The sequence below is a fragment of the Maribellus luteus genome (assembly GCF_003576475.1).
GTDB lineage: Bacteria > Bacteroidota > Bacteroidia > Bacteroidales > Prolixibacteraceae > Draconibacterium > Draconibacterium luteum.
In genome coordinates this window covers 1-2005 of the sequence record NZ_QWGR01000035.1, presented here as the reverse complement: position 1 = coordinate 2005, position 2005 = coordinate 1, and the positions used below count along the sequence as shown (strand labels likewise).

At 48.1% G+C, this 2005-nt stretch carries 1 protein-coding gene and 1 pseudogene; both read right to left on the bottom strand.

The features are described from left to right. Positions 1-374, bottom strand: a pseudogene (locus D1614_RS23530) (sugar phosphate isomerase/epimerase); the annotation flags it as partial. A gap of 89 nt (positions 375-463) precedes the next feature. Continuing rightward, on the bottom strand, positions 464-1963 hold the full coding sequence (locus tag D1614_RS23525) for a glycoside 3-dehydrogenase (RefSeq protein WP_119440443.1): 1500 nt from the start codon (positions 1961-1963) through the stop codon (positions 464-466). Between the last annotated feature and the right edge of the window lie 42 nt (positions 1964-2005).

Here is a 2005-nt window from a genome sequence, read left to right as displayed (position 1 = left end):
TCGATTCCCATTGCATTGGCAAACTGGAACAGTTGTTCCCATTCGGCTTCATCTTTACAGATTACCACTCCGCTGGCCATCAGTTTTACGCCTTTCGACTTGGCATAAGCCAATACCTGCTTTTGTTTGGCTTTATCCATCCTGAAGTCCATCACTCCTTCCATGTCGCCACCCAATGTTTGTCCGTAGTAAATTTCGGCGTATTCCAGCCCCAGTTCGGCCACCTTATCGATGGCTTCCTGAAAAGTAAAACGATGAAAACTATAGGTTTGAACACCCAGTTTCCAATCTTTCTTTTTTGATTTTTCTGCTCCCATACTGCTTATTCCGCACAGTAAAAACACCACCAGCATCAGGCTGGTATATTTTTTCATTTGGTTCATATTCTGATTCTTATTGTTGGTTAAATAAAACAAGGAGCAGGCGATTACTCCTGCCCCTTTTGGTTAAACTAAACTATCTGCTATTTGGGCATTGCAGGCAGCGACCAACCATCGCGATACGTATGGTTAACCCACTCCTTTGCTAACTCTTTGGCGTTGAACTCAGCAAACTGACGATCAAAACGAGGATCGCCGTCCACCACTTCAAACTTATCAACCGATACAATGCGCACCTTGTCTGAATCAGAGATATTGGTGAACTCCATGTTTTCACCATCCCAGTGAAGCGTACGGTTCAGCGATTGAAGACGCACAGCCAGAACACCCATCACCACCATTTCGTTAAACGGTCCGGAGTAGGCAAAATTGGCCGATCCTTCTACACGGCTTCCGGCAGGCTCTTTACAAGCACGGATCCAGTCGCGTTCGTGCGCACCTTTCCATGGTCCTTCTTCTGAACCCGGGATACGTGGAATAATCGGAGCAGGCTCTTTGAAGTCTTCCATTTTTTCGTAAGGCAACAGTGTGGGTTGCATACCGTAGTAACTGGTCATGATTTTGCCTTTGGTTCCGACAAATAACAAACCGCCACCGCTGTCTTTACCCAAAATCTCGCCATCCGGAAGTTCGATCGGGCGTTCAGGCAGGAAACCACCGTCGTACCAGGTTACTTTTACTTCGGGCATACCCACATCGGGCATGTTTTTGCGGGCCGGGAAAGTATACGTTACTTTTTCAGCATGAGGCGCGCTCTCTGTATTCACCAATGTGGAAGAAGCTTCCACCTTCGACGGGTATTTCAGGTTCAGTGCCCAGTACACAGGATCCAGCACGTGGCAGGCCATATCACCCAAGGCTCCTGTTCCGTAATCCCACCAGCCACGCCAGTTCCAAGGTGTGTAAACCGAATGGTAAGGACGGAATTTGGCAGGCCCGATAAACAGGTCCCAATCCAGTGTTTTCGGTACATCCATCGATCCGTCCGGTTTTTGAAGACCCTGTGGCCAGATCGGACGGTCGGTCCAGGCATGAACTTCGGTTACTTCGCCAATGGCTCCTGACCAGATCCATTCGCAAACACGACGGATGTCGTCGCCTGAATTTCCCTGGTTACCCATTTGTGTGGCAACACCATACTTTTCGGCCAGTTTTGTCAACAACCGTGATTCGTATACCGAGTGAGTCAGGGGTTTTTGCGTGTAAACGTGTTTCCCTAAAGTCATGGCGTGTGCAGTTACTCCCGCATGGGTATGGTCCGGAGTTGCCACCATTACGGCATCAATCGATTTGCCGAACTTATCCAGCATCTCGCGCCAGTCTTTGAACTTTTTGGCCTTCGGATAGTCTTCGAAGGTTTTTGCTGCATAACGCCAGTCAACATCACACAAAGCAACAATGTTTTCGCCGCTCATGTTACGAAGGTTGTTACGTCCCATACCGCCTACTCCTACGCCGGCAATATTCAATTTATCACTGGGCGAAACGTGCCCGAATTTCTTCCCGAATACAGTGCCGGGAACAATGGTAATACCTGCCGCGGCTACTGCCGAGCGGCTGATAAACGTTCTTCTGTTTACCATACTTTTCTTTTATTGGTTTATAATGTTGTTTTTTAGTTGGTT

What these genes read in the sequence shown, in the direction of transcription:
- D1614_RS23525 (WP_119440443.1), bottom strand. Translation starts at nt 1,963, where the DNA reads ATGGTAAACAGAAGAACGTTTATCAGCCGCTCGGCAGTAGCCGCGGCA.